Origin of the sequence: Achromobacter sp. JD-1 (assembly GCF_038594925.1) — a bacterium.
GTDB lineage: Bacteria > Pseudomonadota > Gammaproteobacteria > Burkholderiales > Burkholderiaceae_B > Achromobacter > Achromobacter spanius_C.
Genome location: NZ_JBCGCS010000018.1, coordinates 41197 through 67708, shown reverse-complemented (window position 1 = coordinate 67708; position 26512 = coordinate 41197). Strand labels below are relative to the sequence as shown.

The window sequence follows — 26512 nt, the reverse complement described above, 5'->3', positions numbered from 1 at the left end:
CCGCCCAGTGCTCCGGGCACCGTCTTTCAGGCACGCCACATGCTGACGGCCGACATGGCCGCCACTCCTTCCTACGCGCTTGCCGCCGTGCTGCCGGCTTCGGCCGAACGTGCGCCTGCCATCCTGCCCGCCCCGCCAGCAGGCGAGGGCGCGAGCGGTGTGGCCGACATCAGCAGCGTGCTGTTCATTGGCGCTACGGTGATATTCCTGGCCGTGGCCGCGTTGATCGCCGTGGCCCTGTTCGGCCCCATGTCGTTGCGACGGCGCTTGTCGCGTCCGTCGCTGATCGTGGGCGCGGGCATCGCCTTTCCCGTGGTGGCCCTGACCGCGTTGCTGGTGTACGTGTTGAGCACGGCGTCGTCCATGGCGCGCGCGGGGGCGACGGCGGCTACCCGCATCGAGGTCACCGGCGAGCTCTGGTGGTGGCGGGTGCGCTATCTGGATGCAGCGGGCAAGCCCGTGTTCGAAACCGCCAACGACATCCGCATACCGGCCGGGGAATGGGTGGAATTCGTGCTGAAGTCTGACAACGTCATTCACAGTTTCTGGATACCCGAACTGGGCGGCAAGCTGGACATGATTCCCGGCCACGTCAACCGCCTGCGCGTGCGCGCGCTGGGGGCGGGCAGGTACACCGGTCAATGCGCGGAGTATTGCGGCGCGCAGCACGCCAATATGAAGTTCGACGTGCAGGCCATGGCGCCTGACGCATTCCAGGCCTGGCGGAGCGCGCAAGCGCAGCCGGCCGCGCCCGCGCTGTCCGACGCCGGCCCCACGCTGCGCCAGGGCGCGCGTCTGTTCCAGCAGGCTTGCGCCCAATGCCACACCGTGCGCGGCACGTCGGCGGCCGGCACGCAGGGACCGGACCTGACGCACGTAGGCAGCCGCTTGTCCCTGGCGGCGGGCGTGCTGCCCAACAATGTCGGCGCGCTGGCGGGCTGGATCGCCGGCAGCCAGCACATCAAGCCCGGCAACCCCATGCCGTCCTTTGATCAACTGCCGGGCGAGGATCTGCGCGCCGTGGCCCACTACCTGGAAAGCCTGAAGTGAGCGACGACGTCACGTCCCCCGGCACCGCCACGCCCCCCGCGCCCGAGCCGGGCGTGCTGCTGTCGCCCAAGCTGCCCAACCCGGCGCCGCGTCCCGACAGCGAATTCGACGAACTACAACGCGTGTGGAAGGCGCCGACCGGCTGGCGCGCGCTGACGGTGGTCAACAACACCTCCATCGGACTGCTGTACATCGGCACCGCCTTTCTGTTTTTTCTTCTGGCGGGCGTCCTGGCGCTGCTGATGCGCACGCAGTTGGCCGCGCCCGACAGCCACTTGATCGGCCACGCGCTTTACAACCAGCTATTCACCATGCACGGCACGGTGATGATGTTTCTGTTTGCCGTGCCGGCAGTGGAAGCCGTGGCCGTGCTGCTGCTGCCCAACATGCTGGGCGCGCGCGACCTGCCGTTTCCCCGGCTGTCGGCCTATGCCTATTGGGCGTACGCGGTGGGCGGGCTGGTGTTCTTCTGCAGCATCTTCGTGGGGCTCGCGCCCGACGGCGGCTGGTTCATGTATCCGCCGCTGACCAGTACGCAGTTTTCGCCCGCCATGAATGCCGACCTGTGGCTGCTGGGCATCGGTTTCATCGAAATTTCCGCCATCGCGGGCGCCATCGAGCTTGCCGTGGGCATCCTGCGCACCCGCGCGCCCGGCATGACGTTGGACAAGATGCCGATATTCGCCTGGGTCATGTTGGTGTTCTGCGGCATGGTCATCATTGCCTTTCCCGCCGTCATCGTCGCCACCGCCTTGCTGGAGCTGGAACGCGCCTTCGACATGCCGTTCTTCATCACGCAGCGCGGCGGTGACCCCTTGCTGTGGCAGCACCTGTTCTGGTTCTTTGGCCACCCCGAGGTCTACATCATCTTCCTGCCGGCCGCCGGCATGGTGTCCATGATGATTCCCGCCATGACGGGCGTGCCGCTGGTGGGTTACCGCCTGGTGGTGATGGCCGTGGTGGGCACCGCGTTCCTGAGCTTTGGCCTGTGGGTGCATCACATGTTCGCCACCGGCATTCCGTCCTTGTCCTTGAGCTTTGCGTCGGCGGCCAGCATGGCGGTGTCGGTACCCACCGCCATCCAGGTCTTCGCGTGGATCGCCACCATTGCGGCGGCAGTGCGCCTGCGCCCCTTGAAATCGCCCATGCTGTTCATTCTTGGCTTCTTCTTCATCTTTGTGCTGGGCGGGCTGACCGGCGTGATGGTGGCCGTCATTCCGTTCGACTTGCAGGCGCACGACACGTACTTCATCGTGGCCCACCTGCATTACGTGCTGTTCGGCGGCATGGTGTTCCCGCTGTTCGCGGCGTTCTATTACTGGGCGCCGCTGATCAGCAGGCGCGCCTTGTCCGAACGGCTGGGGCGCTGGGCGTTCTGGCTGATGTTCGTGGGCTTCAACGTGGCGTTCTTTCCCATGCATTTCACCGGCCTGGCCGGCATGCCCCGGCGCGTATACACCTATGCCGAAAGCCAGGGCTGGGGACTGTTGAACATGGTGTCCACCGTGGGTTCCTACCTGATCGCGGCCGGCGTGCTGGTGTTTTTGTGGGACCTGGCGCGCAACTTCCGGCCCGGCAGCGGCCAGGGCGTTGGCAACGTGTGGAACGCGGGCACGCTGGAATGGCTGCCCAATGGCCGCTACGGCCTGCGCAGCATTCCCTGGGTAAGTTCACGGGAACCCTTGTGGGACCAACCCGGGCTGGCGCGCGACGTCGCCGCTGGCCGCTACTTCCTGCCCAACGCCCCGGCGGGCCAGCGTTCTACGCTGGTGACCAGCGCCACGCAAGCGCAGCCTGACTATGTGTTGCCGCTGCCCGGTCCGGGCTGGGCGCCGCTGTTGGCGGCCTTGGGCACGGCGGGCTTTTTCCTGTTGCTGACCTTCAAGATGCATGCGCTGGCGGGCGCCTGCGGGGTGCTGGCGGTAGTGTCGATATGGCGATGGCTGTGGGACGCCGACACCGGCCCCGACCATTCGCCCGTTGACATCGGGGCGGGGCTGCGCCTGCCCATGGCGTGTTCCGGCATGGCGTCCCATTACGGCTGGGCCATGGTGCTGTTGGTGATCGTCTGCACCAGCATCTTTGGTTCGCTGTGTTTCGCGTATCTGTTTTTGTGGACGACGTCGCCCGAGGTCTGGCCCCGGGTGGCCGACCTTGCCGCGCCCGGTGGCGCCGTGCTGTCGGCCGGTCTATTGCTGGGAGCCAGTGTGCTGATTGCCTGCTGCGGCAACTGGTTGCGCCACGGGCAGCAGGGCCGTGTTCGGGTCGGCATCTTGCTTGGCGTGGCGTTGTTGATGGCGGCGTCCGCGGTGCAATTGCACGGGCACTGGACCCAGGGCTTGCGGCCTCAGGCGTCGGCTTATACGGCTGCCGTCTACGCCATCGCCGGCTTGCAGGGTTTCTTTGCGCTGATCGCCGGCACCATGGGCGTATTCACCGTGTCGCGCTCGGTGGCGGGCAGGCTGTCTTATACCCGGCGCGCCTGCTACGACACCACCATGATGATGTGGCATTACACCGTTGCGCAGGGTTTGTTGGGGCTGGGGTTGGTACACGCCTTTCCCCGGATGACGGGGTAGCGCCATGAAAAACATCAAAGCGGTCGACGCCACAAACACCGGGGACACCGGAAACACCACGAAGACGAAGAAGACGCCATTCGGAACCGATCTCTTGTTCCTGATCGCCGGCCCGGCCATCTGGATGGTGCACTTCCTGGCCATCTACATCGTCAATGCCTTGGGCTGCGCGCGGCCACGCTCTACGTTGGCCATGGCCGCATTGGGCCTGCCGCTGTCATCGTGGTTGATACTTGCCGGCACGGCGCTGGCCTTGGCCGCCATGGCCCTTATCGCCGCGCGGCAAGCCAGGCGGGTCAGGGAGTGGGGCCTGGACGGCTTCCACGTCTGGCTGACCGCTGCGCTGTGCTTGCTGTCGGCCCTGGCGGTCATCTGGCAGACCGTGCCGGTCTTTCTGGTGGCGGCCTGCGGCTAGTGCGGGCCGTCCAGCCTTTGCTTGCCGCCAATGCTTACTTCGGCTTGGCGTTCTTTACGCTTTGCTCCAGCGTCTTGGCCATCTCCAAGTGCTGCCGCAGCTTGGGCAGCGTTTCCGTGGCGAACTGCTTCAACTCGGGGTCCTTGACCTCGTTTGACGCTTGTTCAAACAGCTTCACGGCATCTTCGTGGGCCGACACGCCCACGCCTTCGGCATAGGCCTCGTCAAACCCCTCATCGCGCAGGCCCAGCGTCTTCAGCTTGGCTTTCTGCATCAACGACGGTTCGGTGGGGGCTTCAACGCCCTTGCTCTTGGCCAGGCTCGCCAATCGTTGGCCGGCCTTGGTGTGGTCGTCGATCATCTGCTGCGCGAACTTCTTCACCTCGGCGTTCTGCGACTTTTCCAAGGCCATCTTGCTGCCTTCGACTTCCATATGCCCGGACTGCGCGGCATTTTCAATAAAGTCGCGGTCGTTGCTGTCCAGCTTGGACTCGGCCGCCATCTGGCCGGCGGGCGCGCCGGGGGCGGGCGTAGTGGGCGAAGCGGGTGCGCCCGTGGAAGGAGTTGTGGTCGGAGCGGTTTGTTGCGCCACGGCGAAATTGCCGGCGCCAAGCACGGACACCGAAAGCAGGGCGGCAGTCAGGGTGCGAGTTTTCATGTACGTCTCCCAAGAGTGGCGCGGTGCGCCGTTGATTACACATGGATAGCTTTGATCCACGCATACCCCAGCAATCCGCGTTCCTAGGAAGATGCCGCCGAGCTCAGCAGGGGTCGGGGTCCTTGTCTTCTTCCAACGTGGAATGGGCAGGGGGGATATCTTCGTCGGCGCTGATGATGCTGAATTCGCCCGTGGATTCCAGGTACGCGCGTTTCACCTTAGCCAGGTTTCCCACGCCCTTGAGCCGCAGCTGTTCCATCAATTCGCCACGGCTGATGTGTTCGCTTCTCAAGCCTGACACGATGATGCGGCCATTACGTACCAGGCAGATGCGTTGCGGCTCCAGAAACCGCTGCAATGCGGGCACGTAATACACCACCCGGTCCAGCAGGAAGCTCCATCCCACGATGGTGGTGACCACGATGATGCCGTCGCCCATCGAATACGAGTCACCCGACATGGCATTGCCGCCCGCGTCGGCCACCAAGACCAGCACCAACAGGTCGGCGACTCCCAACGAACCCAGATCGCGCCTGCCCGCCAGGCGCAGCAGCGCGTACAGCACCCAGTACATGGTGGTGCCGCGGATGAACATCTCGGCAAATCCGGCCTGCAACGCAAAAATTTCGGCAATGTCGGGCATCTTGGCAACCTTGGAAGGTGCCGCCAACGTGCGGCGTCAGCCAGCACGCAGCAACCGCCGTGCCCGGGCGGTTTTGGACCCGTTCGGACGTCTTATTGCTAGGCGCTGTGGTCAGCCAACAGCGGTTGCGCCGACAGCTTTCCGCGCAGCGATTCCAGCAACACCCGCTTGTTTTCGCGGCTGCGGTAAGCGTGTTCGCGCATCAGGTTTTCCGCGCGCACCGCTTCACGCCGGGTGATGGCGCGCAGCAGGTCTTCGTGATCGGCCTGCGCGCGCAGCACAAAGGGCGTTTCCAGGAGAGAAGGGGTAGACGGCAGCGTCAGCGCGGCGGGCCCCGCCAGCGGGGTCTTGTTGTTGTGTTCCAGCGCGGACAGCAGCGCGCGGTTGCCCGCCGCTTCGCACAGAATTTCATGAAACCGGCGGTTGATCTGGCCCCAGGCACGCGCATCCACCGTGGTGTTCGGGTCGCGCCGCGCGGGCGCCAACAACGTGCGTCCTTCTTCCACGGCTTGCGACAGTTGTTCCAACACCTCGGGTGTGGCGCCGCGCTCGGCCAGCAGCCGCGCCGCCATGCCTTCCAGCACGCCGCGCACATCCACCGCATCGCCAATTTCATCCACGGTGAACGCCCGCACCCGGAACCCGCGCGACGGCAGGCGTTCCAGCAGGCCTTCCTTTTCCAATTCGGTCAGCGCAATGCGCAGCGGCGTGCGCGACACGCCCAGGCGGGCCGAAAACTGCAGTTCCACGACCCGTTCCCCCGGTTGCAAAACGCCCGAAAGCACCATGTCCCGAAGTTCGGAAATCACTTTATCGATCTGTGCGGCCATAGCAGGGCGTCGGCTGAAACGTGTCTGAAAGGGGCTCCAGTGTACCTAGAAAATTGCATGCAATCGGTCAATAAAAACACGAACGGGCCTTGCGATTGATCAAAATTGCATGCAATAATTCGGAAAAACAGCGGTAGGAAGGCAAATAAGCCCCCGAATGCATGCAACGGAATCACCAGATGCATGCTTTATGGCCGCAAGCACAGGAGACAGGAATGAAGCTGATCAGCTTCGTGGAAGCCGGGCGTAACGCCTGGGGCGTCGTGCGAGACAGCGACGTCGTGGTGTTGACCCACGTATGGCCCGACGTCATCGCCGGCCTGGAAGCGGGCGTGGACGAGATCGCCGGCGCGGCCCGCGCCGACGGCATGCCCTGTAGGCCCTTGGCCGGCCTGCAATGGCTGCCGCCCGTGCCAGCGCCGCGCAAGATCCTTTGCGTGGGCCTGAACTACGGTCGGCACGTGGCCGAGGCCGGCCGCGACCTGCCGGCGCACCCATCGCTGTTTGCGCGCTTTGCCGACAGCGTGGTGGGCCATCGCGAAGCCGTCTGGAAGCCGCGCGCGTCAGACCGTTTCGACTACGAAGGCGAACTGGCGGTGGTGATCGGCCGGGGCGGGCGCCACATTGCCGCGCAAGACGCACTGGCGCACGTGGCGGGCTACACCTGTATGGCCGAAAACTCGGTGCGCGACTTCCAAAAGCACAACGCGCAAGTCACGCCCGGCAAGAACTTCGAGCGCAGCGGCGCCATTGGCCCCTGGCTGGTCACCGCTGACGAAGTGGGCGACCCCGCGCGCCTGCAGGTCATCTCGCGCCTGAATGGCGAGCTGATGCAGCAGGGCGACGTGTCCGACCTGATCTTTCCCATTCCCGAACTCATCGCCTACATCAGCGCGTTCACGCCGCTGTCGCCGGGCGACATCATCGCCACCGGCACCCCCGAAGGCGTGGGGTCCAGCCGCAAGCCGCCGCGCTTCATGGTGGCGGGCGACACGCTGGAAGTCGACATCCCCGGCATCGGCACGCTGGTCAATACGGTGGCGGACGAACCCGCCCGCCAACAAGGAGACGCGCATGGCTGAGGCGCTGCGGTATCTGACGGAACGGGACGTGGTCTCGGCACTGAACATCCAGCGCGCCATCGACGCGCTGCAAGACATGCTGGTGGCGCAGGCGCGCGAAGAAGCGCGCAACCTGCCCAAGACGCTGGCCACCTGGGGCGACGGCAGCTCAATGCATGCATTGGGTTCCGTGCAGACGGGGCCGGGCGGCTACGCGGGTTTCAAGACCTGGGTGCACACCAAGGCGGGCGGCGGGTCGCTGTTCAGCCTGTTTGATGGGGCAACGGGCACGCTGCGCGCCATTATCGAAGCGCGCGCGCTGGGCATGTTGCGCACGGCGGCGATCAGCGGCGTGGCCACGCGCACCCTGGCGCCGGCCGACGCCACCCGCGCCGCATTGATCGGCACGGGCCCGCAAGCCGTCACGCAACTGGCGGCGCTGGCGGCGGTGCGCCCCTTGCGCCAGGTGCGGGTCTACAGCCCCACGCCGGAAAAGCGCCAGGCCTTCGTGGCCAGCGTGGCGGGCAAGTACGCCTTTGATATCCAGGCGTCTCCCAGCCTGGAACACGCACTGGCCGACGCCGAGATCGTCACGCTGATCACGCGCGCCGTCGAACCCTTCGTGGACGCGGCCATGCTGGCCAACTGTCGGCACCTGAACGCCGTGGGCGCCATCCTGCCCGCCAAGGCGGAATTCGCGCAAGACGTATTCAGCCTGGCCGACCGCGTGGTGGTGGACGACCTGGAAAACGCTCGCAAGGGCTCGCGCGAATTGCGTGAACGCTATGGCGCCGATGGCGCGCCGTGGCAGGGCGTGTCGGTGCTGGGCCAATTGCTGGCGGCCGGCGAATCGCGCCCGGACGACGCCCGGCTGACGATCTTCAAGGGCATGGGCATGGGCCTGTCTGACCTGGCGATGGCGCGCGTGGTGTACGAGCACGCCCGCGACCACGGGCTGGGCGTGGCGCTGCCGCCGCAGACCCGCGAAAACCTGCTGCTGTCGCAGCCCTGAAGTCTGAAGCCAGATCACTGAGTCCAAACAACGTTCAACAAGACATTCGGCAAGCGCCGGAAGCAAGAGGAGACAAGCATGTTCGTCGACGTCAGCGGGGCCAGCCCCCGCGAACAAAACAAATGGCCGTCCATCGTGATCCCGAAAGAGGACATCGATCTGGAAATCGCGCGGCTGATTGACGCGCCCCGGCCCGACAACGGCCGCCGCGCCTCGCTCATCACGCACCCCGAAGCCACCGCGCCCGGGTTGGGCCTGGCGCCGGGCACCGACGTGACCATCAACGTGGTCAACCCCGGCGAACGCACCTACAACCTGCGCAAGAACTCCAACATGCTGGAGATCTGTATCAGCGGCGAGGGCGTGGCCACCGTGGCCGGCCGCGACATCCGCGTGGGCCATTGGGACGTCTGGAACACCCCCGCCATGCAGGTGCATTCGTACCGCAACGAAGGCAAGACGCCCTGGGTGCGCTTGTCGTATTCGAACGCGCCCTTGCTGGAAAAGCTGGAAATCCATTACGTGGAAGAGTTCGACGGCGACGTGCCGCCCGCCGACGCCAACACCAAGCCCGTGCCGCCGCGCGCGCCCGACGCCGCGCGTTCGCGCGACCTGGCGCTGCGCGAACAGATCACGCCCGAGGGCGCGTGGCTGATGGGCTATGAATGGCTGATCGACATTGACGTGCTGGAATCCAAGGCGCTGCATTGGCCCTGGCAGGCGGTGTCGCGCTACCTGCCCACCGTGGAAGACATGGCGCGCGGCTACAACGGCCGCCGCCTGTTCGTGCTGTACAACCCGGCCACCGAACGCCGCATCGGCACCACCCACAGCTTCTTCGCCACCATTTCGTCGTCGCCGCCGGACAACCACCACGTGCCGCACCGGCACAGCTCGTCGGCCATCAACTATTACCTGCGCGGCAACGGCTACAGCAAGGTCAACGGCGTGCGGTTGGACTGGAAGGCAGGCGACCTGATCCTGTCCGCGCCCGGCTGGGCCATGCATTCGCACCATTCCGGCACTGAAACCACGTCCGCGCTGACGGTGCAAGACCACCCGCTGCAAATCGCCATGGAATCGCTGATCTGGCAGGAGCGCATGCAGGAACCCATTCTGGCGCTGGGCAGCCAGAGCGGTTTTGAAAGCAACCGCGCGCAGTTGGCGGCCGCGTCCTGAAGCAAGCCGCGCCGATACCCGAAACGAACTCCGGACCCACCATGACCTTGACCGACCTGACCGACGCCCCGGCCCTGCGCGCGCAACTGCGCGACTTCTACGACGACTACGCCTTTTGCCTGGACGAGGGGCGGCTGGAAGAGTGGCCCGACTTCTTCACCGAAGACTGCCACTACCGCGTGCTGTCCCGCGAGAACCACGACGCCGGCCTGCCGCTGGGCCTGATCTATTGCATGAACAAGAACATGGTGCGCGACCGCGTGACCGCGCTGCGCGAAACCACCATGTTCGAACCGCGTTCGCTGCGCCACTTCATCAGCGGCGTGCGCGTGATGGAAGTGCAGGGCGACCACATCGTGTCGCAAGCCAACTTCGCCATCATGGAGTCGCTGTCCGACCGCGAGCCCAGCCTGAACATGGTGGGCCGCTATCTGGACGTGCTGCGCGTCACCCCCGACGGCCTGGCCATCAGCCGCCGCGACTGCGTGTACGACAACTACCGCGTGCGCACGTCGCTGATCGTGCCCATCTGAATCTGCTTGAAGGAAAAGCCATGACCTGTTCCGATTCCGCCGTGCTGGACACGCCCGCCACGGCCCCCATCCATCTTGAACGCCGCTGGCCCAAAGAGGGCTATACGCGCATCCCCAACTGGGTCTACACCGACCCCGCCATCTTCCAAAAGGAAATGGACGTGTTCTTCGCCGGCCAGACCTGGAACTACGTGGGCCTGGAATGCGAAGTGCCCGAAACCGGCAGCTACAAGCGCAACTGGATCGGCAACCGCCCGGTCATCATGGTGCGCACCGAAACCGGCGACGTGAACGTGCTGGAAAACCGCTGCGCGCATCGCGGCGCGCAGATCTGCTGGCAGAACACCGGCCGCGTCACCGACTTCACCTGCCCGTATCACCAATGGAATTACGACCTGCACGGCAACCTGCAAGGCGTGCCGTTTCGGCGCGGCGCCATGGGCAAGGGCGGCATGCCGCGCGATTTCGATCCCAAGCAGAACGGCATCCGCAAGCTGCGCAGCGTGAACCGGGGCGGCTCCATCTGGGCCACGTTTTCCGAAGAAGCGCCCAGCTTTGAAGACTATTGCGGCCCGGAAGTGCTGGCCGAAATTGATCACATGCTGCCGGGCAAGCCGCTCAAGCTGCTGGGCTACAGCCGCCAGTTGATCCCCAGCAACTGGAAGATGTACCTGGAAAACCTGAAGGACCCGTACCACGCCACCTTGCTGCACACCTTCTACATCACCTTCGGCCTGTGGCGCGCGGATTCGAAGTCGGAATGCATTCCCACGGGCGGCGGCGCGCACAGCGTGATGGTCTCGCACAACGAAGGCAAGAAGAAGACCGAGGCCACCACGGAAATGAGCCGCTTCCGTGACGACTTGGAATTGCTGGATCTGGAAACCGTGACCCCGCGCGCCGAGTTCAACCGGGGCCGCGTGGGTGGCGCCTGGGTCTTCCCGGCCGCGCAGTTCGGCATCCAGGCCAATTCCCTGAAAACCCGCCACGTCATTCCGCGCAGCCCCACCGAGCACGAACTGGTCTTTACCTATTACGGCTACGAGGACGACGATGAAGAAATGACCCGGCTGCGCTTGAAGCACGCCAACCTGCTGGGCCCGGCCGGCTTCGTGTCGATGGACGACAGCGAAATGCTGAACCAGGTGCAGATCGGCGTGACCGGCTACCCCGAGGCGCGCGGCATCGTGGAAATGGGCGGCCGCGACACCGAACCGGCCGACTACATGGTGACCGAAGTGCTGATCCGGTCGTTCTATGACTATTACCGCAAGGCGATGGGGTTGTAATCATGGACACCTGGAAACCCGTTGCGCTGGTGGCGGACATTTCACCCGACACCGGCACGCTGCGCGTCGTGCATGAAGGCGAGGCCGTCTGCCTGTACAAGCTGCCCGACGACATCTGCGCCACCCAGGACCGCTGCCCGCACGGCAACGCCAGCCTGGCCGATGGCTACCTGGAAGACGGCACCATCGAATGCCCCTTGCACCAGGGCGTGTTCGACATCCGCACCGGCAAGCCGCAATGCCCGCCGGTCACGACCGACCTGCGCCGCTACGAGGTGCGGGTCGAGACCGACACCATCTACCTGAAGGCGGAAGCCGCGTGAACTCGGACGCGATCGTCATCGTGGGCGCGGGGCAGGCGGGCGGCTGGGCCGCCGCCACCCTGCGCGAACGCGGCTACGCCGGCCGCGTGGTGCTGCTGGGCGACGAGCCGCACGCGCCCTATGAACGCCCGCCCTTGAGCAAGGCCGTGCTAGGCGGCCACGCGCCGCCGGAAAGCACCGAACTGTTTTCGGCCGAGCGGCTGGCGTCGTTGAACGTGACGTTTCATCCAGGCGTGGCGGCCACGCGCTTGCGATTGGCCGACAAAAAGGTGGACACGTCCGATGGCGCGTCAATCGCCTACGACAAACTGATTCTGTGCATGGGTGGCCGCCCGGTCGTGCCGCCGTTGCCGGGCATCGACCACGCCGGTGTCTACGTGCTGCGTACCCGCGACGACGCATTGCGCCTGCGCGCCCAGTTGGGTCCGGACAAGCATGTGCTGATTGTGGGCGGCGGCTGGATCGGGTTGGAAGTGGCCGCCACCGCGCGCCAGGCCGGCACCCGGGTCACCGTGCTGGAACAGGCCGACCGGCTGTGCGCCCGTAGCGTGCTACCCGGCGTATCCGCGCACCTGGCTGCCCTGCATGCGGCGGCGGGGGTGGAGCTAAGACTGGGCGCCAGCCTGCTTGCGGTCCATGCGCAAGAAGACGGGCGGCCCGTGGCCGAGCTGGCCGACGGCACCCGGATCGCGGCGCATGCCGTGGTGCTGGGCGTGGGCCTGCAAGCCAACGACACGCTGGCGCGCGAGGCGGGCATTGCCTGCCAGCGCGGCGTGCTGGTCGATGAGTTTTGCCGCACGTCCGCGCCGGACGTGTATGCCGCGGGCGACGTCGCCGTGTCGGTGCATGCCGACGCCGGCGGCGCGGTGCGCCTGGAATCGTGGCAGAACGCGCAAGACCAGGGCACGGCGGCGGCGCTGTGCGCGCTGGGCGAGACGACGCCGTATCTGCCCAGCGGCGCGGTCTGGTCCGAGCAGTACGACGCCATGGTGCAGATCGTGGGCTTTCCCGCGCTGGCGGCCAGCGAAGTGCTGCGTCCGCAGGCGGATGCCCGTGCCTTGCTGTCGGTGGCGCTGGACGCCAGCGGGCGCGTCGTGGCCGGTGTGGCCGTCAACGCCGCGCGAGACTTGCGTCAACTGCGCAAATGGATCGCGCAACGCGCGGTGGTGGACCCGGCATTGCTAGAGCGGCCAGACGTGCCGCTGGCCAAGGCCCAAATCAATTAAGGAGGCACGACACAACCATGGAACATGCTTCAGAAGCCCTGTACGCCGACCAGACCAAGGCCGCTTGCGAAGCGGTGGTGCTGACGTTTTTTCATGCGCTGGACACCCGCCGGCACGCCGCCGCCGCCGCCCTGATGGCGCCGGAGGGCGTCTGGATGCGCCAGGGCAAGCGGCTATGCGGCCCGCAAGAAGTGCTGGCCGCGCTGAACGCACGCGCGCCTGAACGCAGCACCTGCCATGTCATCACCAACCTGCGCCTGGAGGCGGTCGAGCAAGCGAGCGGCCCTGCGGGCGACACGGAGCGCAGGCCAAACGGCAACCCATCTCGCGCCACGGTCGGCTATTTCCTGACCGCCTACGACAGCGTGCCGCACGAGCAGGGTGGGGCGCCCCGCCTGGTTTCCATCCGCGAATGCCGCGACGTGTTGGTCGCCACGCAAGACGGTTGGCGCCTGGCCGACAAAAGCAGCCGCCGCCATCTGCCGCCCGAGTGACCGGCAACGCCCACCGGAAACACAAAAAACTCACCCCCAAGGAGACATCAATGGACGCCACCACCATAAAAACACTGGCGCTGCGGCTGGATGAGGCCGAGCAGCGCCGCACGCAGGTGCGGCAACTGTCGCTGGACCATCCCGACATCACCATCGCCGACGCCTACGCCATCCAGCGCGCCTGGGTCGCGCACAAGATTGCGTCGGGCCGCCGCCTGGTGGGCCATAAGATCGGGCTGACCTCGCGCGCCATGCAGTTGTCGTCACAGATCGATGAACCCGATTACGGCGCGCTGCTGGACGACATGCTGTTTGCCGACGGCGCCGAGATCCCGCGTGATCGCTTCATCGTGCCGCGCGTGGAAGTCGAGCTGGCCTTCATCCTGGACCGCCCGCTGCGCGGCCCCGGCGTGACGCTCTTTGACGTGCTGGACGCCGTGCGCTACGTGATTCCCGCGCTTGAAATCATCGACGCCCGCTCGCACCAGATCGACCCCGAGTCCAAACGCCCGCGCAAGGTGTTCGACACCATTGCCGACAACGCCGCCAATGCCGGCGTGGTGATGGGCGGGCGCCCGGTGCGCGTGGGCGATATGGATCTGCGCTGGGTGGGCGCGATGATGTCGCGCAACGCCGTCATCGAAGAAACCGGCCTGGCGGCGGGCGTGCTGAACCACCCGGCGAACGGTGTCGTGTGGCTGGCCAACAAGCTGGCGGAACACGACGTGACCCTGGAAGCCGGCCAGATCATTCTGGGCGGCTCGTTCACCCGGCCCGTCTTTGCCCAGGCCGGCGACACCTTCCACGTGGACTACGGCCCACTGGGCTCGGTGAGCTGCCGCTTCGTCTGATTCCCCCAACCGCGACCCGAATCCCGAACCCTGACCTCGCACATCCACGACCCCCAACGCTCGCAAAAAAAACACGCGCCCGATACACCTACAACCCAAGCGGGCGCGCGCACACTATCCCCACAGGAGACAAGCATGAAACTATCCAAGACCTTGATTTGCCTGGCCACTGCCGCCAGCGCCGCGCTGCCATCCGCTGGCGTGCTGGCGCAACAAGCCGACTGGCCCACCCACGCCATCACGCTGGTGGTGCCGTTTGCGGCGGGCGGCGGCGGCGATACGCTGGCGCGGCTGATGGCCGAGCCCCTGTCGCGCGAACTGGGCCAATCCATCATCGTGGAAAACCGCCCCGGCGCGGGCGGCAACATCGGCACGTCCATTGCGGCGCGCGCCAACCCGGACGGCTACACACTGTCTTATGGCACCAACGGCACGCAGGCCACCAACCACTGGCTGTATAAATCACCCGGCTACAAACCCAGCGACTTCGAGCCGATTTCGCGCTTTACCGTCATTGCCGCGGCCCTGGTCGTGAACGGCACCGACGACCGCTTCAAGTCGCTGGACCAACTGCTGGCCTACGCCAAATCCCACCCCGGCGAACTGACCTGCGGCTCTGCCGGCAATGGCACGTCGTCGCATCTGGCCTGTGAATTGCTGAAGCAGATGGCGGGCATCCAGGTCATGCACATCCCCTACAAGGGCGGCGGCGCGGCCATGACCGACCTGTTGGGCGGACGCATCTCGTTCCTGATCGATGTCATGCCCAATGTGTCGGGCCAGATCGCCGCCGGCAAACTGCGCGCGCTGGCCGTCACCACGCCCGAGCGCGTGGCGTCCAACCCCGACATACCCACGATGAACGAAGCCGGCGTGAAGGGTTACGAGTTCTTCGCCTGGGACGGCCTGTACGCGCCGAAGGGCACACCGCCCGCCGTGCTGGACAAGCTGAACGCCGCCGTCAACAAGGCCCTGCAACGGCCCGATGTGAAGAAGACGCTGGAGTCGCGCGGCGCCATCCCGTCGCCCACCACGCGCCAGACCTTGAAGGACTTTGGCGCCGAGGAATACACCCGCCTGGGCAAGGTCGTGAAAACCGCGGGCGCGGCGATTGATTAAGAAGCGCCTGGCGGCGGACAGGCGCGTGGGACCGGCCTCCGACGGCTTCAGTCCAGCAGCCCATCGTCGTCATCCGCGAGTGACGACGCAAGCAATTGCACCCTGTCCGGCGCGGTCTCTTTAACAATGCGGACGAACAGGCGCGCGAATTCGCGCGCCTGTTCCGACGGCGCATAGCTGCTGGGCAGTAAAAACCCGTAAGGAATGCTTAGCCGGGGTTCAAAGTCTCGCAGCACAATACCCGGCACATTGGCCGCCAGAATCGGATCCGCCAACGCAATCCCCACGCCCAACGCCGCCAACTGGCACGCGGACTGCCCCGATGACGTCTCCATCACCAAGCGCAAAGGCAAGCGGTATTTCTCCATCAAATCGTCGGTACGCTGCCGCAGCAGGGTAAACGGGCGCAGCGCAATAAAGGGTTCGTCCTTGATGTCTTCCGGCGTCAGCACGGCGTTGGCGGCCAGGCGATGGCCTTGCGGCATGGCGATCACCAGCCGCACGTCGGCGAAGGGGCGCGAGCGGATACCCGGAAAGTCGATGGGCAGCGCCGCCAGCCCCAGGTCGAATTGCTGTCCCGACATCCACAAGCCCACATCCACGCGCGAGCGCACTTCCAGCGATATCCGAACGCGCGGGTGGCTGCGCGAGAACTCCGCAATGGCGCGGGGCGTCACGCTATAGGCGAAGTAGGGCTGCGTCAGGATGCGCAACCAGGCGTCTTGCTGATTGCGGATGGAATCGGCAATGCGCGACACCTCATCAAAACCCGCCAGGATATGCCGGCTGCCTTCGTAGAAGCGCAGGCACTCCTGCGTGGGAATCAGGCCGCGTCCCTGGCGTAGGAACAGCGAAAAACCCACTTCCTCTTCCAGCGCCGATATCAGCCGGCTGATCTGCGGCTGGGTTCGGTGGACGCGGCGCGAGGCCTCGGTCACGCTTCCGGTTTCCAGGACGGCGCGCAGGGCTTGCAAACGGTTCAATCGCATAGGGAGAAACCCGAAAGAGAGGAGAACACACGCAGGGACGCCAACCCGGCCCGCCCGCGTCTTCCATAGGGCAGGCTGGCGACAAGGGTATAACCCATTACAAAAGCGCATGCATCGATACCGCAAACGAAATTGACGCATGGATTCCGGCAATCTTAGGATCATCCCACCTTCAATGAAAGAGGCACGGCGTGAACATCCTAGATAAGGCGGTTTCCCTGGGCGAACCCGCCGCCCTGTTTCCCGGCGACCGCAATGGCATCGAACAGCTGGACTGGAGCAACGTGGGGCACGCGTTTCCCATCAAGCAGCGGCGGGCGTATCTGAACAATGCCTCGATTGGCGCGCTGAGCCTGCCGGTGGTCGCCGCCGTGAACCGCTTCATGGAAGACGTGCGCGACAACGGACGCAACGCCTATCCCGACTGGTGCCGCTTTGCCGAAGAGACCATCAAAACGCGCATCGGCCGCCTGATCGGGGCCCACCGCGACGAAATCGCCTATGTCAAAAACACCACCGAAGGCCTGGTCAACGTGGCCAATGGCTTTCCCTGGCGCGACGGCGACAACCTGATCCTGGCCGATATCGAGTACCCCTCCAATGTGTACTGCTGGATGAAACTGGCAGCGCGCGGCGTGACGATACGCTGGGTAAAGAACCGCAACGGCCGCATCCTGGTGGACGACATCCGCAAGCTCATGGATGACCGTACACGGCTGGTTTCGATCAGCGCGGTGCAATTTTCCAACGGCTTTCGGCAAGACCTTGAGGCCACGTCCAACTTGTGCCATGAACGCGGCGTGTACCTGAACCTGGACGCCATCCAGTGGGCCGGTTCCTTGGAGCTGGATGTGGAAAAGCTGGGCATCCACTTCCTGGCGGTAGGCGGCCACAAATGGATGTTGGCGCCGATAGGCACCGGTTACTTCTACTGCCGCAAGAGCGTGCTGGGACTGCTGGACCCGCCCAGCGTGGGCTATCACAGCGTGGACAGCACCGAAGACCACATGCATTACCTGCTGGAATATCGGCCCAATGCCGGCCGTTTCGAAGAAGCGCTGGCGAATTTCACCGGTATCTGGGGCCTGGACGCCGCGGTGCGCATCCAACTGGCGCTGACGCCGGCCCGCATCGAAGCGCACATTCTGGGGCTGACCGACTACGCCAGCGAGGCCTTGCAGAAAAAGGGCTATCAAATTGTCAGTTCGCGCGCCCCGGGCGAAGCGTCGGGCAATTTGTCTTTCAAGCATGCGGGCCATGATGCGCAAGAACTATCGATGCGGCTGCGCGACGCGGGCGTGGACCTGGCGGTGCGCGGCGGCAACCTGCGTATTTCGCCTTCGTATTACAACGATTCCAGTGAAATCGATCGGCTGGTCGAGGCACTGCCCTGATCGGGGCGCGCATCCGGCAAACCGAACCATCATGAGCAAGGGGAAAACAATGACGATGCAACAAACCTGGCGCCGGATGGCGCTGCGCGTGGGCGCTTGCGCGCTGCTGGGATACATGGCCGGGGCACAGGCCGCCGACACGCCAAAGCAGGGCGGTACGCTGCGCTACGGCACGGTGTCCGAAGTGGTGTCGCTGGACCCACATGTCTACGGCGGCAGCGCCTGGAAGGTGTTGATCGAATCGCTCTACAGCCCCTTGGCCGGCTACGACAAAACGGGCGCCGTCGTGCCGCGTCTGGCCGAACGCTGGGAACAGCCCGATGCGCGCAGCATCATCTTCCACCTGCGCCCGAACGTGAAATTCCAGGACGGCACGCCGCTCACGGCGGACGACGTGAAGTTCTCGCTGGACCGCATCCTGGACCCGGCCACGGGCGCAACGCTGCGCGCCAACCTGTTGGGCATGAAAGTTACCGTCGTAGACCCGGCCACCGTCAAGGTTGAAAAGCCGTCGCCCGACGCCACGCTGCTGGGCGTACTGGCGTTGCCCGAAGCGGCCATCGTCTCGCGCAAATGGGTGGAAGGCGGCGCCAATCTGAAGCTTGCCGCCAACGGCACCGGCCCCTTCCAGCTCAAGGCCTACGAGCCCGCCGTGCGAGCCAGCCTGGCTCGCAACCCCGCTTACTTTGTGGCGGGGCAGCCGTATCTGGACGCCGTCGACTTCCGCATGATCAAAAGCGACGATGCCCGCGTCAACGCGCTGCGCAGCGGATCGCTGGACATGATTGATTTCGTGCCCTGGAAGGACATCGACGCGTTGCGGCGCAACGCTGGCATGAAGATCGACATGGCGGGAGGCGCCTTCATGAGCGTCTGGTTCAACACCAGCAAAAAACCGTTCGACGACGCCCGCGTGCGGCGCGCGGTGTCCTACGCCATCGACCGCGAGGCCGTGTCCAAGGCCGCTTTCTTCGGCCACGGCCAACCCATCCATGGCGCGCCCACGCCCACCGACTCGCCTTACTACAACAAGGCGCTGGACGGCACCTACAAGCGCGATGTCAAGCAGGCCAGGGCGCTGCTGGCCGAGGCCGGCTACGGCAACGGACTGGACGCCTCGATGGTGGTCTTTCAAGGCTTGGGCATCTATACGACGATGGCCCAGGTGGTGCAGGCCAATTTGAAAGAAGCCGGCATCAATCTCAAGCTGGAACCGGTGGAATGGGCCACGCTGGTAGAACGCAAGAATCGCGGCGACTATGAATCCATGATCTACGGCGTGTCGGTCAAACTGCCTGACCCCGACGCCTATGCCTATTACCTGGGCGGCGATTCCAGCTACTGGGCCAAGCCCATCGGCTACCGTGACCCCGAACTGGAAAAGCTGCTGGCGGAAGGCCGCGCGCTGACGGACCCGAAGGCGCGCCAGCCGGTCTATGCGCAAGTGGAAAAGCGCATTCTCGACACCAGCCCCTGGGCCTTCGTGAACTGGCGTGAACAGGCGCAAGGCTATCTGCGCAAGGTGCGCGGGTATACGCAATTGGGCGGAGCGCTGAGCGAAAGCAGCCCGGGCATCTCGCTGCCCACCATGTGGCTGAACTGAGCGCATCGGCATGCTGCCTTTCCTGCTAAGACGGCTGTCTTCAGCGCTGATCACACTGGCGCTGGCGACAGGCGTGGTGTTCATCGCCATCCATCTGCTGCCCGGCGACCCGGTCGCCATCATGCTGGGCGACCAGGCCGGCAGCGACCCGGAAGCCGTGGCCCGCGTGCGGGCTCAGCTAGGCCTGGACCTGCCTCTGGCCACGCAGTTCACGCACTGGGCGGGAGCCTTGGCGCACGGCGACCTGGGCGTGTCGCTACGCACTGGTGAACCCGTGGCCAACGAGCTGGCGCGGCGCATTCCACGCAGCCTGGAATTGATCGGCGTCGGCCTGCTGGTGGCCGTGCTGCTGGGCGTGCCCCTGGGGATCATCGCGGCGCGCGCCCGGGGCCGGCTGGCGGGGGTGATGGCATCAGTGCTGGCCGTGGCTGGATTCTCGGCGCCGGTATTCGTGCTGGGCATTCTGCTGGTGCTGGTGTTCAGTCTGGGGCTGGGCTGGTTGCCCTCGTCGGGCTTCGTGTCGTTCGCCGACGATCCGCTGCAGCATTGCCTGGCGCTGATCCTGCCAGCCTTGACCATCGGCTTGAACTTCATGGGCGTCGTTGCCCGCATGACCCGCGCCAGCCTGTCGGACGTGATGGGCCGCGACTACGTCAAGCTGGCTCGCGCCAAAGGGTTGCCGCGCGGCAAGGCCATCTTCCGGCACGCACTGCCCAACGCGCTGGTGCCCGTGATTGCCATTGTGGGCATCCGGGCGGGCAACTTGCTGGGCGGCACGGTCATTATCGAAGCGCTGTTTGATTGGCCCGGACTCAGTTCCTTGCTGGTCAGCGCCGCATTTTCGCGCGACTACCCCGTGATCCAGGGGTGTTTGCTGGCCATTTTTGCCATCTTCATCCTGATCAGCCTGGTCATCGACCTGGCGCAGGGGTTGGTTGACCCCCGCATCCGCAGGCCATCCACATGATTGCATTGCTAAGAACGTATTCCGGTGGCGGGTCCGTCCGCCTGGCGCTTGGGTTTTTGATCGTGCTGGTGATGGGCGCCGCTTTCGGCCCCATGTTGGGCCTGGCGGACCCGTATCAGATCGATGCTGCCAACCTGCTGGCCTCGCCATCGTGGAAACACTGGTTGGGCACCGATGAACTGGGGCGCGACCTGCTGTCGCGGGCCGTGTACGGCGCTCGGGTTTCATTGACGGTGGCGGGCGCCGCCGTGCTGCTGGCGGGCGTCCTGGGCGTGACGATCGGCGTGGGCGTGGCGTTCCTGGGCCGGCGCATGGAAGCCGCGGCCATCCGCGTGGTGGACGTCTTCGTGTCACTCCCCGAGATTTTCGTGGCGCTGGTGGTGCTGGCGTTCATTGGCGGCAACTTGCCGACACTGGTCGCCACCATCGGCGTGCTCTACGCTCCGCAATTCGCCCGGGTCACCTGGGGCGTGGCGCGCGGCATCCGAGCGCGCGAACACGTGCTGGCCGCGAGTTCGTTGGGCGCGGGCAGCCGCTGGATCATCTGGCACGAAGTGCTGCCCAACATGCGTTCGATCATCGCGGTGCAGGCGTCCTTCACGTTTTCGTTTGCCATGCTGCTGGAAGCGGGCTTGAGCTTCCTGGGCCTGGGCGTCAGGCCGCCCGTGCCGTCGTGGGGGCAGATGGTCGGGTCGCTGAAGGACTATCTCTACACCAACCCGTGGCCCGTGCTGGTACCGGCTCTGGCCCTGTTCTTTACCGTGCTGGCCGTCAATGTGCTGGGCGACTGGCTGCAAGACGTGCTGAACCCGGAGCTGCAACGATGAACCGTGATGCCGAAGCCCTGCTGAGGGTTCGCAACCTGAGCGTCAACTTCGATACTGCCCAAGGCGTGGTCGCCGCGGTCCGGGGCGTGGACCTGACCGTGCGGCGCGGTGAAGTCGTCTGCCTGGTTGGTGAGTCCGGCTCCGGCAAGTCGGTCACGGGCTTTTCGTTGATGGGGCTGGTGGACCCGCCCGGCCGGGTGGCCGCGGACGAGCTGCGGTTTGACGGCCACGACTTGTTGCGCGCATCGGAGTCGGACATGGACGCGTTGCGCGGCAAGGACATGGCCATGGTGTTCCAGGAACCGATGACCGCGCTGAACCCCGGACGCTGCGTGGCCGACCAGATTGCCGAAGTGCTTCGCATCCATGAAGCGGGCATGGGCCGTAAGCAAGCCTGGAACCTGGCGGTGGCCTTGATGGACCGTGTGGGCATTCGCGACCCGGCGCAGCGGGCAAAGGCGTATCCGCACGAACTGTCGGGCGGCATGCGCCAGCGCATCATGATTGCCATCGCTTGCGCGCTAACGCCCAAGCTGATCATCGCCGACGAACCCACCACCGCCCTGGACGTGACGGTGCAGGCGCAGGTGCTGCAACTGCTGTTCTCCATGCAGGCAGAAACGGGCGCGGCGGTGCTGTTCATTACGCACGATCTGGGCGTGGTGGCCGAGATTGCCGATCGGGTGGTCGTCATGCAGGCCGGCAGGGTGGTGGAAGAGGGCGCTGTCTTGCAGATTTTTCGTCATCCCAGCCATCCTTACACGCAGGCCTTGCTGGCGGCGGTACCCAATGTGGACGCCCCGCGCGACCCGACGCGGCGCCTGGGGCCGCCTCGCCCCGTCATTGAAGGAGCGCCACGATGAACAACCCTATCCTGCACGCCGAAGGCGTCACGAAAGACTACGTCGTGGGTCGCTCGCTCCTGGGTAAACCGACACGCGTGGTGCAGGCGGTGCGTGGCGTAAGCCTGTCGATCGCGCCCGGCACCACGCTGGCGCTGGTGGGAGAATCGGGTTCGGGAAAGAGCACGCTGGGGCGTTGCATTGCAGGCCTGGTCCGGCCATCGTCCGGCAAGATCCGGGTGGCCGGGCACGACGTGCAGCAACTGTCAGGGGCGTCGCTGCTGTCGTTTCGGCGCCAGGTGCAAACAATCTTCCAGGATCCGTACTCCAGCCTGAATCCGCGCCGCACCGTGGGCGACGCGATCATGGACGGCTTGGTCATCCACAAGCTCTACACGCCCGAAGAACGGCATGCGCGGATGCTTGCCCTGCTTGCGCGCGTGGGCCTGCAGCCTGACCACGCCAAGCGCTTTCCGCATCAGTTTTCGGGCGGGCAGCGCCAGCGCATCGCCATCGCCCGCGCGTTGGCGCTGGAGCCGCGCTTCATCGTCGCGGACGAAGCCGTGTCGGCGCTGGACGTGTCCGTGAAGGCGCAGGTTCTGGACCTGCTGGCCGACCTGCAAGCCGAAACCGGCCTGACGTATCTGTTCATTTCGCATGACCTGGGCGTGGTCCGGCACATTGCCGACCGGGTTGCGATCATGGCCGCGGGAGAGCTGGTTGAAGAAGGTGAGTGCGATCAGATATTCGAGGCGCCCGCGCACGGCTATACCCGCGACCTGATCGCCGCCGTGCCTCGGCCGGACCCCGGTCGGCGGCGGTTTCGCGCTTGAATCGGGAAGGCGCCAAGCCGCAACACATCCTGCCAGAAGCAGGCACGCCACGCGCCGGATAGCCCCGGGCAGCGGCTACGGCGCCACCGCCTCGTGGTCCATCGCCGCGCGCGCCAGGCGCGCGGCCTCTTCCGCCATGCCCTTGCGTTCGCTGTACCGATTGGTCAGGTAGTCGCTGCGGTCGCGCACCAGCAGGGTGAACTTGATCAGCTCTTCCATCACGTCCACCACCCGGTCGTAGTAGGAAGACGGCTTCATGCGCCCGGCCTCGTCGAATTCCTGAAACGCCTTGGCTACCGACGATTGGTTGGGTATGGTCACCATCCGCATCCAGCGGCCCAGCACGCGCAGCGCGTTGACCGCGTTGAAGGATTGCGATCCGCCCGACACCTGCATGACGGCCAGCGTGCGGCCCTGCGTGGGGCGCACGCTGCCGGTTTCCAGCGGCAGCCAATCGATCTGGCTCTTGAATACGCCGGTCAGCGTGCCGTGCCGTTCCGGGCTGCACCAGACTTGGCCTTCGGACCACAGCGACAGCGCACGCAGTTCGGCCACCTTGGGATGATCGGCGGGCGCGCCGTCGGGCAGCGGCAGGCCGCGGGGGTCGAAGATGCGGGTTTCAGCGCCCAGCCGGGTCAGGATGCGGGCGGCTTCTTCCGTCAGCAGGCGGCTATACGAGCGCTCGCGCAGCGAGCCGTACAGCAGCAGAATGCGCGGCGGATGCGTGGCGCCGTTTTCCAGCGCCAGCTTTTCATGGCTGGGCACATCCAGCAAGGCATCGTCCAGGCTGGGCAGATCCCATTCCGCAGGGGAGGGGGGTGAAGGGGGGGAATACGTCGTCATGGCAATGTTCTCTACTCAAATAACTTAAATCAATTGAAGCCTGGGGCGGCTGATCCAGGCGGCCAGCCAGAAGCTCGCGGCCAGCACAAACGCCACCGCCACGATGGCGCCAAGCACCGTGTCGTAAGAAGACCCAAGCGCCCACAAGGCGGCGGCGCCCACCGGCGCGGCGGCCCGCGCGAAAGTCATGGGCACGGTCAGCAAGCCGTTGATTGCGCCATAGGCGTGGCGGCTCAGCATTTCAGGCACCACCATGCCGCGCACGATCGTGAAAATGCCGTTGGCCCCGCCGTACACCACGCACACCGCCGCCACGGTCAGGAAGTCGGCCCGCAGGAAAGCCAGTGCGCCGAAAGCCAGCGGAAAAATCGTGACCACCGCCGTGCCGACCGCGCGCATCGAGGCCCGTGCCGCGAACAGGCTGATCACGATCCGCCCCGCCACCTGAGCCGGCCCGATCAACGCAATGGCTTGCACCACCGAAGCCGTATCGATGCCGCGTTCGCGCAGCAGCGGATACATATGAAAGGTAAAGGCGGAAAAAACCGCCGCATACGCCGTCAACGACACCAGCAAGGCCCAGAAGACGGGGCGGTGCAGCGCGTCTCGCACCGCCAGTCGGTTACGCGCGCGTTGTTCGTCCGCCGTGGCGTCGCCAGCGGGCTTGGCGTCACGCGTGGGTGAGATGCACAGCAGATAGGCGCTGCCGCAGATGAAGACGTTGACCGCCGCCAAGACCATCAGCGCATCGCGCCAGCCCCAATGGTTCAGCAGCCATTGCACCAGCGGAATGAACACCGTGCTGGCAAAGCCGCCCCACAGCGTCAACGCGGTGATGCCGGCGCGTGAATGGCCGGGGCCAACGCGGCGGGCGACGACGGCAAACGCGGGTTCGTACAGCGTGGCGGCCTGCAGTGCACCGATGCCGCCCACCAGCACGTAAAAGGCCAGCAGCGAGGTCACCTGTGACCAAAGCAGCAGCAAACCGCCCGCCGCCAGGGAAGACAAGCCCATCACCCAGCGGCCGTAACCCCGATCCACCGCCACGCCCACCGGGTACGCCGCCAGCGCCGCCAGCATCAGCCCCAGCGTTGCCGCGCCGTAGAGATCGGGTTTGCTCCAACCAAGTTCGGCGCCCATCGCTTCGGCGATCAGGGGAAAGCTGTAATACAGCGAGCCCCAAGAACAGATTTGCCCGATGCCCAGCGCCGTCACCAAACCATGCGCTTTGTCGGGGGAGGCGGCTTGCTGGGACATCGGGCGGTGGGCCATCGCATTTTCTAGCGCAGGCGCTGTCCGTTCTCGTCGATCACCGCTTCGCCGTCTTCCTTGACGAAGGCGCCGCGCTGCGCTTGTTCCAGAATGTCCAGCACCAATTCAGACGGCCGGCACAGCCGCACTCCCTTGGCCGTCACCACAAAAGGGCGGTTGATCAGAATGGGGTGTTCAAGCATGGCGTCGATCAGGGCGTCGTCGGTGAGCGAGGCGTCGTCCAGGCCCAGTTCCAGATAGGGCGTGCCCTTTTGGCGGATGGCGTCGCGTACCGACAGCCCAGCGCGCGAGATCAGGTCAACCAGGGTTGCGCGGTCGGGCGGGGTTTGCAGGTATTCGATCACTTGCGGTTCCACGCCGGCATTGCGGATCAGCGCCAAGGTGTTGCGCGAGGTGCCGCACTTGGGGTTGTGATAGATGGTGACGGAGCTCATGGTGTCCTGTTAAGTCGGAAGTGAAGAAGAGGATTCAGTAGAGGAGGGAACCAAGGGGGATGGCGTGCGCGGGTTGGCCTCAACATACGCGGCCACTTCAAGCGCCGTGGATTTGGCCGTGCGCATGATGCCGACAAGCGTGGCGGACGCAAACCCCGTCCACTCGCCATACCCAAGCAGCCACAAGCCCGGCATTGCCGACGCCTGGGTTCCGGCCAGCGCAACCTTGCCTTCGGCGTTGATGACGTGCAACGGCGCCAGATGATCCAGGGCCGGCCGGAAGCCCGTACACCAGATGACGGCGTCAACCTTGGACTCGGTCCCGTCCGGCCAGACGACGCCTTGGGGCGTAAATCGCAAGAACGGCCGAACCGAGTGCAGCACGCCGCGTTCTCGGGCCTCGCGCACGGACGCAACCATGACGACGTCGCCAAAACCACCGGGCAGGTCGTCGGCTTGCTTGCCCTGCTGCAGCGCCTGCCAGCGCGCAGTGGCCCGTTCGAAAAGGACGCGGCCGTCCACGTCATCGGGCAAGAATAAAGGCTTGCTCTGCGTCACCCAGGTGGTTTCCGCCACGCTGGACACCTCGGCCAGAATCTGCGCGCCGGAATTGCCACCGCCCACGATCAACACCCGCTGACCGGCGAAGGGCGCCGGGGACCGATATTGCGCGGAATGCACCTGCGTGCCTTGGAAATCGGAAGCCCCCTCGAACGAGGGCACGTAGGGCTTGCTCCAGGTGCCCGTCGCGCTGACGACGGCACGGCTGCGCCAAACGCCCTGGTCGGTTTCAACGACAAATTCGGATGCCTCCTTGCGTACCCGGTTCACCCGCACAGGGCGGTGCACATTGAAGCCATAACGGCTTTCATATCGCGACAGGTAATCGACGACCTCGTCTCGGCCGGGATATCCAGGCATGGCCGGCATAGGCCAGCCCGGCAAGGAACTCCATTGCGCGGGGGAAAACAGCCGCAACGAGTTCCAGCCATGGATCCAGGCGCCACCGGGTTGCGGGTTGGCGTCCAGCAAGACCACATCCAGCTTGCTTCGCTTCAGGAAATAGGCCAGCGCCAACGCGCTTTGCCCAGCGCCCACGATCAGCACATCGGCCCGGCTAGCAGACGAGGCCAATGTCATGACGCGCGCGCGCCCCTCATCCATGGGCGGTTCCGCGCAAGCGACTCCGGCGCAGCACTCGGCGGTCAGGTAATCGACCAGTCCGTACATCAGCGTGGTGTTTGCG

General features: G+C 65.4%; 27 protein-coding genes. 19 read left to right on the top strand and 8 right to left on the bottom strand.

All coding sequences use genetic code 11. From position 1 onward, the window contains the following. Positions 1–39: 39 nt before the first annotated feature. Genes WBR68_RS23600 through WBR68_RS23590 form a run of 3 tightly spaced genes read left to right on the top strand, consistent with a single transcriptional unit; the run spans position 40 to position 4044 of the window. Positions 40–1050 carry a cytochrome c oxidase subunit II gene (locus tag WBR68_RS23600; protein ID WP_230695408.1) on the top strand — a complete coding sequence of 337 codons (1011 nt, stop codon included), beginning with the start codon at positions 40–42 and terminating at the stop codon, positions 1048–1050. Positions 1051–1103: 53 nt separating this feature from the next. Further along, on the top strand, positions 1104–3629 hold the full coding sequence (locus WBR68_RS23595) for a cbb3-type cytochrome c oxidase subunit I (protein WP_230695441.1): 2526 nt from the start codon (positions 1104–1106) through the stop codon (positions 3627–3629). A gap of 4 nt (positions 3630–3633) precedes the next feature. Further along, a complete protein-coding gene (locus WBR68_RS23590; protein WP_050444768.1) occupies positions 3634–4044 on the top strand; it encodes a hypothetical protein in 411 nt (136 codons plus the stop codon). Positions 4045–4078: 34 nt separating this feature from the next. Here WBR68_RS23590 and WBR68_RS23585 read toward each other — a convergent pair whose 3' ends face one another. From WBR68_RS23585 to WBR68_RS23575, 3 genes are all read right to left on the bottom strand, one after another. Then, on the bottom strand, positions 4079–4702 hold the full coding sequence (locus WBR68_RS23585; RefSeq protein WP_230695407.1) for a DUF4142 domain-containing protein: 624 nt from the start codon (positions 4700–4702) through the stop codon (positions 4079–4081). Between the two features lie 103 nt (positions 4703–4805). Next, a complete protein-coding gene (locus WBR68_RS23580) occupies positions 4806–5345 on the bottom strand; it encodes a DUF421 domain-containing protein (protein ID WP_050444770.1) in 540 nt (179 codons plus the stop codon). 98 nt (positions 5346–5443) lie between these two features. Continuing rightward, a complete protein-coding gene (locus WBR68_RS23575; RefSeq protein WP_230695406.1) occupies positions 5444–6175 on the bottom strand; it encodes a GntR family transcriptional regulator in 732 nt (243 codons plus the stop codon). 215 nt (positions 6176–6390) lie between these two features. On the opposite strand from WBR68_RS23575, the gene WBR68_RS23570 reads away from it, so the two are divergent. The 10 genes from WBR68_RS23570 to WBR68_RS23525 all read left to right on the top strand — a co-directional run bounded on the left by WBR68_RS23570 (position 6391) and on the right by WBR68_RS23525 (position 15262). Beyond that, on the top strand, positions 6391–7257 hold the full coding sequence (locus WBR68_RS23570) for a fumarylacetoacetate hydrolase family protein (RefSeq protein ID WP_050444772.1): 867 nt from the start codon (positions 6391–6393) through the stop codon (positions 7255–7257). Then, positions 7250–8248: an ornithine cyclodeaminase family protein gene (locus WBR68_RS23565; protein WP_230695405.1), complete on the top strand. Its 999-nt coding sequence runs from the start codon at positions 7250–7252 to the stop codon at positions 8246–8248. Before WBR68_RS23570 ends, WBR68_RS23565 begins: the two co-directional genes overlap by 8 nt. A gap of 78 nt (positions 8249–8326) precedes the next feature. Continuing rightward, positions 8327–9427, top strand: coding sequence for a cupin domain-containing protein (locus WBR68_RS23560; RefSeq protein ID WP_127184602.1), 1101 nt, complete (start codon positions 8327–8329; stop codon positions 9425–9427). A gap of 41 nt (positions 9428–9468) precedes the next feature. Continuing rightward, positions 9469–9960 (top strand): aromatic-ring-hydroxylating dioxygenase subunit beta, encoded by a 492-nt coding sequence (locus tag WBR68_RS23555; RefSeq protein WP_050444775.1) that lies wholly within the window; start codon positions 9469–9471, stop codon positions 9958–9960. 20 nt (positions 9961–9980) lie between these two features. After that, on the top strand, positions 9981–11249 hold the full coding sequence (locus WBR68_RS23550) for an aromatic ring-hydroxylating dioxygenase subunit alpha (protein WP_050444776.1): 1269 nt from the start codon (positions 9981–9983) through the stop codon (positions 11247–11249). 2 nt (positions 11250–11251) lie between these two features. Beyond that, the gene (locus tag WBR68_RS23545) at positions 11252–11572 is read left to right on the top strand and encodes a non-heme iron oxygenase ferredoxin subunit (protein ID WP_230695404.1); all 321 of its coding nucleotides are present in this window, start codon (positions 11252–11254) and stop codon (positions 11570–11572) included. Next, on the top strand, positions 11569–12798 hold the full coding sequence (locus tag WBR68_RS23540; protein WP_230695403.1) for an NAD(P)/FAD-dependent oxidoreductase: 1230 nt from the start codon (positions 11569–11571) through the stop codon (positions 12796–12798). The genes WBR68_RS23545 and WBR68_RS23540 overlap by 4 nt, the downstream gene beginning before the upstream one ends. 17 nt (positions 12799–12815) lie before the next feature. After that, the gene (locus WBR68_RS23535; protein ID WP_230695402.1) at positions 12816–13292 is read left to right on the top strand and encodes a nuclear transport factor 2 family protein; all 477 of its coding nucleotides are present in this window, start codon (positions 12816–12818) and stop codon (positions 13290–13292) included. A 50-nt stretch (positions 13293–13342) separates the two neighbouring features. Continuing rightward, a complete protein-coding gene (hpaH, locus tag WBR68_RS23530; RefSeq protein ID WP_050444780.1) occupies positions 13343–14143 on the top strand; it encodes a 2-oxo-hept-4-ene-1,7-dioate hydratase in 801 nt (266 codons plus the stop codon). 135 nt (positions 14144–14278) lie between these two features. After that, entirely contained in the window at positions 14279–15262 is a 984-nt protein-coding gene (locus tag WBR68_RS23525) for a Bug family tripartite tricarboxylate transporter substrate binding protein (protein ID WP_230695401.1), read from the top strand. 47 nt (positions 15263–15309) lie between these two features. Here WBR68_RS23525 and WBR68_RS23520 read toward each other — a convergent pair whose 3' ends face one another. Next, complete coding sequence (locus WBR68_RS23520; RefSeq protein WP_050444782.1) at positions 15310–16251, bottom strand: LysR family transcriptional regulator; 942 nt, start codon at positions 16249–16251, stop codon at positions 15310–15312. 191 nt (positions 16252–16442) lie between these two features. On the opposite strand from WBR68_RS23520, the gene WBR68_RS23515 reads away from it, so the two are divergent. Genes WBR68_RS23515 through WBR68_RS23490 form a run of 6 tightly spaced genes read left to right on the top strand, consistent with a single transcriptional unit; the run spans position 16443 to position 22717 of the window. Next, positions 16443–17645: an aminotransferase class V-fold PLP-dependent enzyme gene (locus WBR68_RS23515; protein WP_127184597.1), complete on the top strand. Its 1203-nt coding sequence runs from the start codon at positions 16443–16445 to the stop codon at positions 17643–17645. Positions 17646–17694: 49 nt separating this feature from the next. Next, positions 17695–19248, top strand: coding sequence for an ABC transporter substrate-binding protein (locus WBR68_RS23510; RefSeq protein ID WP_050444784.1), 1554 nt, complete (start codon positions 17695–17697; stop codon positions 19246–19248). 10 nt (positions 19249–19258) lie between these two features. Then, complete coding sequence (locus tag WBR68_RS23505) at positions 19259–20215, top strand: ABC transporter permease (protein WP_230695400.1); 957 nt, start codon at positions 19259–19261, stop codon at positions 20213–20215. After that, complete coding sequence (locus WBR68_RS23500; protein ID WP_050444786.1) at positions 20212–21042, top strand: ABC transporter permease; 831 nt, start codon at positions 20212–20214, stop codon at positions 21040–21042. The genes WBR68_RS23505 and WBR68_RS23500 overlap by 4 nt, the downstream gene beginning before the upstream one ends. Then, positions 21039–21905, top strand: a complete 867-nt coding sequence (locus WBR68_RS23495; protein ID WP_230695399.1) for an ABC transporter ATP-binding protein — start codon at positions 21039–21041, stop codon at positions 21903–21905. Before WBR68_RS23500 ends, WBR68_RS23495 begins: the two co-directional genes overlap by 4 nt. After that, the gene (locus WBR68_RS23490) at positions 21902–22717 is read left to right on the top strand and encodes an ABC transporter ATP-binding protein (protein ID WP_050444788.1); all 816 of its coding nucleotides are present in this window, start codon (positions 21902–21904) and stop codon (positions 22715–22717) included. The genes WBR68_RS23495 and WBR68_RS23490 overlap by 4 nt, the downstream gene beginning before the upstream one ends. 75 nt (positions 22718–22792) lie before the next feature. Here the strand turns inward: WBR68_RS23490 and arsH are convergent, their stop codons facing one another. From arsH to WBR68_RS23470, 4 genes are read right to left on the bottom strand one after another with little or no spacing between them, the layout of a single operon-like run. Continuing rightward, positions 22793–23560, bottom strand: a complete 768-nt coding sequence (gene arsH / locus WBR68_RS23485) for an arsenical resistance protein ArsH (protein ID WP_050444789.1) — start codon at positions 23558–23560, stop codon at positions 22793–22795. 24 nt (positions 23561–23584) lie between these two features. Further along, positions 23585–24832, bottom strand: coding sequence for an MFS transporter (locus WBR68_RS23480; protein ID WP_230695398.1), 1248 nt, complete (start codon positions 24830–24832; stop codon positions 23585–23587). Between the two features lie 8 nt (positions 24833–24840). Continuing rightward, positions 24841–25266, bottom strand: a complete 426-nt coding sequence (gene arsC / locus WBR68_RS23475; RefSeq protein ID WP_127184591.1) for an arsenate reductase (glutaredoxin) — start codon at positions 25264–25266, stop codon at positions 24841–24843. A gap of 9 nt (positions 25267–25275) precedes the next feature. Further along, positions 25276–26406, bottom strand: a complete 1131-nt coding sequence (locus WBR68_RS23470) for an ArsO family NAD(P)H-dependent flavin-containing monooxygenase (RefSeq protein ID WP_230695440.1) — start codon at positions 26404–26406, stop codon at positions 25276–25278. Positions 26407–26512 lie beyond the last annotated feature (106 nt).

Bases quoted from the DNA above. Each gene is read 5' to 3' on its own strand.
- arsC (WP_127184591.1), bottom strand. From the start codon at position 25,266: ATGAGCTCCGTCACCATCTATCACAACCCCAAGTGCGGCACCTCGCGC.
- WBR68_RS23555 (WP_050444775.1), top strand. From the start codon at position 9,469: ATGACCTTGACCGACCTGACCGACGCCCCGGCCCTGCGCGCGCAACTG.
- WBR68_RS23520 (WP_050444782.1), bottom strand. From the start codon at position 16,251: ATGCGATTGAACCGTTTGCAAGCCCTGCGCGCCGTCCTGGAAACCGGA.
- WBR68_RS23565 (WP_230695405.1), top strand. From the start codon at position 7,250: ATGGCTGAGGCGCTGCGGTATCTGACGGAACGGGACGTGGTCTCGGCA.
- WBR68_RS23535 (WP_230695402.1), top strand. From the start codon at position 12,816: ATGGAACATGCTTCAGAAGCCCTGTACGCCGACCAGACCAAGGCCGCT.
- WBR68_RS23510 (WP_050444784.1), top strand. From the start codon at position 17,695: ATGACGATGCAACAAACCTGGCGCCGGATGGCGCTGCGCGTGGGCGCT.
- WBR68_RS23560 (WP_127184602.1), top strand. From the start codon at position 8,327: ATGTTCGTCGACGTCAGCGGGGCCAGCCCCCGCGAACAAAACAAATGG.
- WBR68_RS23495 (WP_230695399.1), top strand. From the start codon at position 21,039: ATGAACCGTGATGCCGAAGCCCTGCTGAGGGTTCGCAACCTGAGCGTC.
- WBR68_RS23470 (WP_230695440.1), bottom strand. From the start codon at position 26,406: ATGACATTGGCCTCGTCTGCTAGCCGGGCCGATGTGCTGATCGTGGGC.
- WBR68_RS23490 (WP_050444788.1), top strand. From the start codon at position 21,902: ATGAACAACCCTATCCTGCACGCCGAAGGCGTCACGAAAGACTACGTC.
- WBR68_RS23550 (WP_050444776.1), top strand. From the start codon at position 9,981: ATGACCTGTTCCGATTCCGCCGTGCTGGACACGCCCGCCACGGCCCCC.
- WBR68_RS23580 (WP_050444770.1), bottom strand. From the start codon at position 5,345: ATGCCCGACATTGCCGAAATTTTTGCGTTGCAGGCCGGATTTGCCGAG.
- arsH (WP_050444789.1), bottom strand. From the start codon at position 23,560: ATGACGACGTATTCCCCCCCTTCACCCCCCTCCCCTGCGGAATGGGAT.
- WBR68_RS23585 (WP_230695407.1), bottom strand. From the start codon at position 4,702: ATGAAAACTCGCACCCTGACTGCCGCCCTGCTTTCGGTGTCCGTGCTT.
- WBR68_RS23600 (WP_230695408.1), top strand. From the start codon at position 40: ATGCTGACGGCCGACATGGCCGCCACTCCTTCCTACGCGCTTGCCGCC.
- WBR68_RS23575 (WP_230695406.1), bottom strand. From the start codon at position 6,175: ATGGCCGCACAGATCGATAAAGTGATTTCCGAACTTCGGGACATGGTG.
- WBR68_RS23480 (WP_230695398.1), bottom strand. From the start codon at position 24,832: ATGGCCCACCGCCCGATGTCCCAGCAAGCCGCCTCCCCCGACAAAGCG.
- WBR68_RS23525 (WP_230695401.1), top strand. From the start codon at position 14,279: ATGAAACTATCCAAGACCTTGATTTGCCTGGCCACTGCCGCCAGCGCC.
- WBR68_RS23570 (WP_050444772.1), top strand. From the start codon at position 6,391: ATGAAGCTGATCAGCTTCGTGGAAGCCGGGCGTAACGCCTGGGGCGTC.
- WBR68_RS23500 (WP_050444786.1), top strand. From the start codon at position 20,212: ATGATTGCATTGCTAAGAACGTATTCCGGTGGCGGGTCCGTCCGCCTG.
- WBR68_RS23545 (WP_230695404.1), top strand. From the start codon at position 11,252: ATGGACACCTGGAAACCCGTTGCGCTGGTGGCGGACATTTCACCCGAC.
- WBR68_RS23505 (WP_230695400.1), top strand. From the start codon at position 19,259: ATGCTGCCTTTCCTGCTAAGACGGCTGTCTTCAGCGCTGATCACACTG.
- hpaH (WP_050444780.1), top strand. From the start codon at position 13,343: ATGGACGCCACCACCATAAAAACACTGGCGCTGCGGCTGGATGAGGCC.
- WBR68_RS23590 (WP_050444768.1), top strand. From the start codon at position 3,634: ATGAAAAACATCAAAGCGGTCGACGCCACAAACACCGGGGACACCGGA.